The organism is Kitasatospora griseola (assembly GCF_014648555.1).
Classification (GTDB): Bacteria; Actinomycetota; Actinomycetes; order Streptomycetales; family Streptomycetaceae; genus Kitasatospora; species Kitasatospora griseola.
The window spans coordinates 305,922-312,360 of sequence record NZ_BMRI01000003.1 but is presented as its reverse complement, the minus strand read 5'-3'; the positions used below and the strand labels follow the sequence as shown (position 1 = coordinate 312,360).

Annotated in this window: 6 protein-coding genes; 2 read left to right on the top strand and 4 right to left on the bottom strand. The window is 74.7% G+C overall.

Annotation, left to right across the window (positions count from 1 at the left end; all coding sequences use genetic code 11):
- A partial coding sequence (locus IEZ12_RS05535; protein ID WP_373295438.1) for a DEAD/DEAH box helicase occupies positions 1 to 2,221 on the bottom strand: 2,221 nt, incomplete at its 3' end.
- 581 nt (positions 2,222 to 2,802) lie between these two features.
- Between IEZ12_RS05535 and IEZ12_RS05530 the strand changes: the two genes are divergently transcribed.
- Positions 2,803 to 3,528: a ferritin-like fold-containing protein gene (locus tag IEZ12_RS05530; RefSeq protein ID WP_043915923.1), complete on the top strand. Its 726-nt coding sequence runs from the start codon at positions 2,803 to 2,805 to the stop codon at positions 3,526 to 3,528.
- A 100-nt stretch (positions 3,529 to 3,628) separates the two neighbouring features.
- Here the strand turns inward: IEZ12_RS05530 and IEZ12_RS05525 are convergent, their stop codons facing one another.
- From IEZ12_RS05525 to IEZ12_RS05515, 3 genes are all read right to left on the bottom strand, one after another.
- The gene (locus IEZ12_RS05525; RefSeq protein WP_189271050.1) at positions 3,629 to 3,910 is read right to left on the bottom strand and encodes a hypothetical protein; all 282 of its coding nucleotides are present in this window, start codon (positions 3,908 to 3,910) and stop codon (positions 3,629 to 3,631) included.
- A gap of 122 nt (positions 3,911 to 4,032) precedes the next feature.
- Positions 4,033 to 4,260, bottom strand: coding sequence for a DUF3107 domain-containing protein (locus tag IEZ12_RS05520; RefSeq protein ID WP_043915925.1), 228 nt, complete (start codon positions 4,258 to 4,260; stop codon positions 4,033 to 4,035).
- Positions 4,261 to 4,400: 140 nt separating this feature from the next.
- On the bottom strand, positions 4,401 to 5,057 hold the full coding sequence (locus tag IEZ12_RS05515) for a TetR/AcrR family transcriptional regulator (RefSeq protein WP_043915926.1): 657 nt from the start codon (positions 5,055 to 5,057) through the stop codon (positions 4,401 to 4,403).
- 228 nt (positions 5,058 to 5,285) lie between these two features.
- Here IEZ12_RS05515 and IEZ12_RS05510 point away from each other — a divergent pair, with 228 nt between their 5' ends.
- Positions 5,286 to 6,203, top strand: a complete 918-nt coding sequence (locus tag IEZ12_RS05510; RefSeq protein WP_189271049.1) for an alpha/beta fold hydrolase — start codon at positions 5,286 to 5,288, stop codon at positions 6,201 to 6,203.
- Positions 6,204 to 6,439: the final 236 nt, after the last annotated feature.

The following is a 6,439-nucleotide window of genomic DNA, read 5'->3' as shown; positions in this document are numbered from 1 at the left end:
GGGCCGGCGCGGCTTCCTCTGCGACGACCTCGACGGCCGCAGCAGCCTTCTTGGTCACACGCTTGCGCGGCGCCGGGATCTCCTCCGCCGAGGCTTCGACGGCGGCAACCTTCTTGGCAGCGCGCTTGCGCGGGGCCGGCGCGGCTTCCTCTGCGACGACCTCGACGGCCGCAGCAGCCTTCTTGGTCACACGCTTGCGCGGCGCCGGGGCCTCCTCCGCCGAGGCTTCGACGGCGGCAACCTTCTTGGTGGCGCGCTTGCGCGGAGCCGGTGCGGCTTCCTCGGCGACGACCTCGACAGCGGCGGTCTTCTTGGTCGCGCGCTTGCGCGGCGCCGGAGCCTCCACCGTCTCCACGGCCACCTCGGCGACCGGCGCGGCCGGGGCCTTGCGGGTGCGCTTGCGCGGGGTCTCGGCGACCGGCTCCGCGACGACCGCCGGGGCAACCGTCTCGACGACGGTCTCGGCGACCGTCTCGACCGCCGGGGCGGCGGCCTTGCGGGTGCGCTTGCGCGGGGTGCGGGCGGCCGGGGTCTCGGCGCCGGGCTCCACCGCGGTCTCGACGACGACCTCGGCAGCCACCTCGGCGACCGGCGCGGCCGGGGCCTTGCGGGTGCGCTTGCGCGGGGTCCGGACCGCAGGGGTCCCGGCCTCGACGACCGGCTCCACGACCGGCTCCACGACGACCGCCGGGGCGGCGTCGATCACCGGAGCCGGAGCGGCCTCGACCACGGCGGCCTCGACCATGGCCGTCTCGACCACGGCCGGGGCGGCGGCGGAGTTACGACGGTTGCGGTTGCGGCGGCGCGAGCTGCGGCCCTCACCGGGGGCGGCCGGGGCGGCGGCGGGCTGCTCGGTGGTCGGCAGGGCCGGGGCGGCGGTGCCGACGGCGGCGGAGCTGCCGCCGCGGGTGCGGCGACGCTCGCGGTTGCGGCGGGCCGGACGCTCGGCGGGAGCCGGGGTCTCGGGGGCGGCAGCGCCCCGTCCGCCGCGTCCGCCGCCGGTGCGGCCGGTGCGCTGGCCGCGGCCGCCGGTCTCGCCGAGGTCCTCGACCTCTTCGGCGGCCAGGCCGGCCCGGGTGCGCTCGGAGCGCGGCAGGATGCCCTTGGTGCCGGGGGCGATGCGGAGCAGCTCGTACAGGTGCGGGGAGGTGGAGTAGGTCTCCTCCGGGTCGTTGAACGGCAGGTCCAGCGCCTTGTTGATGAGCTGCCAGCGCGGGATGTCGTCCCAGTCGACCAGGGTGACGGCGGTGCCGGAGGCGCCGGCCCGGCCGGTGCGGCCGATCCGGTGCAGGTAGGTCTTCTCGTCGTCGGTGCACTGGTAGTTGATGACGTGGGTGACGCCTTCGACGTCGATGCCGCGGGCGGCGACGTCGGTGCAGACCAGGACGTCGACCTTGCCGTTGCGGAAGGCGCGCAGCGCCTGCTCGCGGGCGCCCTGGCCGAGGTCGCCGTGCACCGCGCCGGCCGCGAAGCCGCGCTTGGTGAGCTGGTCGGCGACGTCGGCGGCGGTGCGCTTGGTGCGGCAGAAGATCATCGCCAGGCCGCGGCCGTCGGCCTGCAGGATCCGGGAGACCATCTCGACCTTGTCGAGCGAGTGGGCACGGAAGATGTGCTGCTCGATGTTGGCGACGGTGGTGCCGGTGTCGTCCGGCGCGGCGGCCCGGATGTGGGTGGGCTGGCTCATGTACCGGCGGGCCAGCGAGATGACCTGGCCGGGCATGGTGGCGGAGAAGAGCAGGGTCTGCCGCTTGGCGGGCAGCATGGTGATGATCTTCTCGACGTCGGGCAGGAAGCCGAGGTCGAGCATCTCGTCGGCCTCGTCCAGCACCAGCGCGCGGACCTGGGACAGGTCGAGCTTGCGCTGGCCGGCCAGGTCGAGCAGGCGGCCGGGGGTGCCGACGACGATGTCGACGCCCTTCTTCAGGGCCTCGACCTGCGGTTCGTAGGCGCGGCCGCCGTACACGGCGAGGACACGGACGTTGCGGACCTTGCCGGCGGTCTGCAGGTCGTTGGTGACCTGGGTGCACAGCTCGCGGGTGGGCACCACGATGAGCGCCTGCGGGCTCTCGGTGAGCTGCTCGGCGGTGGCCCGGCCGGCGGCGACGTCGGCCTTGACCACGACGCGCTCGATCAGCGGGAGGCCGAAGCCCAGGGTCTTTCCGGTGCCGGTCTTGGCCTGGCCGATGACGTCGTGGCCGGTCAGCGCGACCGGGAGGGTCATCTCCTGGATCGGGAAGGGGTGGACGATGCCGACCGCCTCCAGGGCCTCGGCGGTCTCCGGGAGGATGCCGAGTTCCCGGAAGGTCGTCTTGATGGGTTCGCCGGTGGTGGACAGGGTGCTGCCTCTTCCATGTGGAGGGGCCGAGTTCGAGCGCGTCCTGCCGTGCCCGCGCTGCCCGGTGAGGGGCGCGTCGGGCGGGCGGCGCGGGGGAGGGCGTCCCGTTGACGGGGTCGTGCGGCCCGGCGCGTCCTGGCGCGGTCCGCGGCGGCCCTCGCTCGGCCTGATGCGGTGCCTGGGCCCGAGGCTCGGGCCAGGTCGGAGCCGATCGGCTCTCCGACCGGGCATCCGCGTACGTGAGCGCCGGATGCGGTGTACCGGGCGGCGGAACGCCGCCGGGCACGACTGCGCGGCCTGCCGATGAACGGACGGGCCGCGCGGGTTCACACCTGGCCTCGCTACCTACCATACAGTCAAGCGACGACTCGAACACGTGACGGCGAATACTCCGACCGGCCGCGCCGGGCTGGCGGGACGGCCGCGGGCGGTCCTCGGACCCGTCGGGACCACTAAGGTCGGATGCCATGGAGACTCAGGAACCCGGTGACGGGATCACCGACTCGATCGGGCCCTGGGCGGCCCGGGCCGCCGACCCGCAGTACCGCGCGGCGGTGCTCGACCTGCTGGGCGCGCTCGCGTACGGCGAGCTGAGCGCCTTCGAGCGGCTCGCCGAGGACGCCAAGTTCGCGCCCGGCATCGCGGAGAAGGCCGCGCTGGCCCGGATGGCCTCCGCCGAGTTCCAGCACTACCAGCTGCTGCACGACCGGCTGGCCGAGGTGGGCGCCGACCCGGTCGCGGTGATGGAGCCGTTCGTCGAGCCGCTGGAGGCCTTCCACCGGATGACCGCGCCGTCCGACTGGCTGGAGGGCCTGGTCAAGGCGTACGTCGGCGACGCCATCGCGACCGACTTCTACCGCGAGGTGGCGGTCCGGCTGGACGACGACACCCGGGACCTGGTGCTGCGGGTGATGGCCGACACCGGGCACGCCGAGTTCGCGGTGGAGCGGGTGCGGCAGGCGATCGAGGAGGACCCGCGGGTCGGCGGGCGGCTCGCGCTGTGGGGACGCCGGCTGATGGGCGAGGCGCTCAGCCAGGCGCAGCGGGTGGTCGCCGAGCGGGACGCGCTGTCCAACCTGCTGGTCGGCGGCGCGCACGTGCGCGGCTTCGACCTGGTCGAGGTCGGCAAGATGTTCAACCGGATCACCGAGACCCACACCAAGCGGATGGCGGCGCTCGGCCTGGCGTCCTGAGCGGCCGTCAGGCGTGGCGATGGCATCCTGAGCGGCCGTCACGCGTGGCGATGGCATCCTGAGCGGCCGTCAGGCGTGGCGATGGCATCCTGAGCGGCCGTCAGGCGTGGCGGTGGCGGTGGCGGCCGCGCCGGGCGGGCGCGAGGTCCGGCCGGGCCGGCACCGACACCAGCAGCGCCGCCACCACGACGGACACCGCCAGCTGCACCGCCGGGGCGTGGCCGTCCAGCACGTAGCGGGTGAGCCGGCCGGCCAGCACGGCGGACACCAGGGCGGTGCCGACCGGCAGGGCGCGCGGCCCGGGGAACAGTGCGGGCCGGGCCAGCACGGCGCCGAACCCGACGGCGAGGCCGATCAGGACGAACGCGATCGTCTCCCACACGGCTGCCTCCCGGGGCTGTACGGCGCTGCGGCACCCACCGCCTACCCGCCCGGACCCGCCGGTACGCACAGCACGGCGCCCCGTCCCCCCGAGTGGGGGAACGGGGCGCCGGTGACGTGCTGTCAGAGCGTGCCGAAGCCGACCTTGCGGACGGACGGCTCGCCGATCTCGACGTAGGCCAGCCGGTCGGCCGGGACGATCACCTTGCGGCCGTGCTCGTCGGCCAGCGTGAGCAGCTTGGCGCTGCCGTCCAGGGCCTTGGCGACCGCGTCCGCCACCTCTTCGGCAGATTGCGCGCTCTCCAGGACGATCTCCCGGTTCGCGTTCTGCACGCCGATCTTGACCTCCACGGCTTCCGTCCCTCCGGTAGCTGGCCGCGCGCGCCGAACCGCCGTTCGCGGGCGGCGCGCCGTACGGGCTTCACCTTAAGGCAGCGGAGCGGCTGGGAGGCGAACGTCCCGGGTCGGTCCGCTCAGGGCCGAATCGGCGGTCATTCGCCGGCGGCGCCGGAGCCCTCCTGGACCGGGTGCATGGGGAAGCCCTTCAGGCCGCGCCAGGCCAGGCTGGCGACCAGCCGGACCGCCTCGTCGCGCGGGACCTCGGACCCCTGGGACAGCCAGTACCGGGCGGTGATCTGGGCCATGCCGCAGACGCCCACCGCGAGCAGCTTGGCCTCCGCGTCCGGCAGGTCGGTGTCCTCGGCGATCACCTTGGAGACCAGGGTGGCGCTCAGGTCGGTGGCCCGCTCGACCCGGTCGCGCACGGCCGGCTCGTTGGTCAGGTCCGACTCGAAGACCAGCCGGAACGCGCCGGACTCGCTGGAGACGTAGTGGAAGTACGCCTCCATGGTCGCGGCGACCCGCTGCTTGTTGTCGCTGGTCGCCTCCAGCGCCGCCCGGGTGCCGTCGACCAGGGCGTCGCAGTGCTTGTCCAGCAGCGCGAGGTAGAGCTCCAGCTTCCCCGGGAAGTGCTGGTACAGCACCGGCTTGCTGACGCCGGCCCGCTCGGCGATGTCGTCCATGGCGGCTGCGTGGTAGCCCTGGGCGACGAACACCTCCTGGGCGGCTCCGAGCAGTTGTTCACGGCGGGCGCTACGCGGCAGGCGGGCGCCGCGCGGACGCTCCTGCGCCTCCTGGATGGCCGTCACGGCGCTCCTCACTTCACGGTCTGCGATGGCTGGCAAGGTGTTGATTCTACTTTTCGGTAACCCGCGTGTGCGCGGATGAAGCCGAGTAAAGCGCACCACCGCCCTTGTCGGGAGCCCACAATACGGCCCGGACCAGGGGTGTCCACAGGTCGAGACCGGCCCGGGACCGGGTTCGGGGACGGGCCGAATCGCACCGGTGGCGGGCCGTCCTCACTACCATCGTGCTCCATGAGCGCCGCCCAGCACCCCCTCGCCGCCCTGGAGCCGTACCGCACCGTCGAGGTGCCCGGCGCGGCCGTGGCCGTCAGCCGCCACTCCGAACCCCGCGACGGGCTGCCGCCCGCCCTGTTCGTGCACGGGCTCGGCGGCTCCGGCGACAACTGGCTGGAGCTGCTCGACCAGCTCTCCGAGGACGTCGACGGGGAAGCGGTCGACCTTCCCGGCTTCGGCTGGTCCGCGCCGCCGCTGGACGGCAACCTGACCGTCTCCGGGCACGTCCGCGCCGTCATCGGCTACCTGGAGGAGACCGCCCGCGGGCCGGTCCACCTGTTCGGCAACTCGCTCGGCGGCGCGGTCTCCGTCCGGCTCGCCGCGCTCCGCCCCGACCTGGTGCGCAGCCTCACCCTGATCTCCCCGGCGCTGCCCGAGCTGCCCCCGCAGCGCACCGCCTGGCCCACCGGGATGCTGGCCGTCCCCGGCGTGGTCGAACTGCTCCGCCGCCGCAACGCCGGCAGCTCCCCGGAGAACGCCACCGCCGAACTGCTGCGGCTGGTCTACGGCGACCCCGAGGGCATCCCCGCGCACCGCCGGGCCCGGGCCGTCGCCGAGTACCGGCGCCGCACCGCGCTGCCGTACGCGCTGCAGGCGCTGGCCGGGTCCGCGCGCGGCATCGTCACCGCCTACACCGAGCGCGGCGAGCAGTCGCTGTGGCGGCAGGCCCGGCAGGTCGAGGTGCCGGTACTGCTGGTCTACGGGCTCAAGGACAAGCTGGTCTCCTACCGCTCCGCCCGGCGGGCCTGCGCCGCGTTCCGGGACGCCCGGCTGCTGGTGCTCCCCGAGTCCGGGCACGTGGCGATGCTGGAGCACCCCGAGCCGGTGGCCCGCGCGGTGCGCGAACTGCTCGCCGAGGCCGACGCCGCCCGCTGACCCCGCCCGCACGGGCGCACGCACGGGCGCACGCACGGGCGCACGCACGGGCGCGGGGCCGAGAACGCGGCGGCGACGCGCGAGGTCACGGCCGTTCACTCGATCAGGTGGCAAGCCGGGCCGGGCCCCTGGGGGGTCCGGCCCGGCGCTCTACCGTCGTGTTGTCGGACCGAACAGGTGTGGGGGGCGAGACGGCGAAGGCGGCGGACGCGGGGAGCGGGCGCCGGCCGGACGGC

Excerpts from the sequence above, each read along its gene's own strand:
- IEZ12_RS05530 (WP_043915923.1), top strand. The coding sequence starts at position 2,803 with ATGGAGACTCAGGAACCCGGTGACGGGATCACCGACTCGATCGGGCCC.
- IEZ12_RS05510 (WP_189271049.1), top strand. The coding sequence starts at position 5,286 with ATGAGCGCCGCCCAGCACCCCCTCGCCGCCCTGGAGCCGTACCGCACC.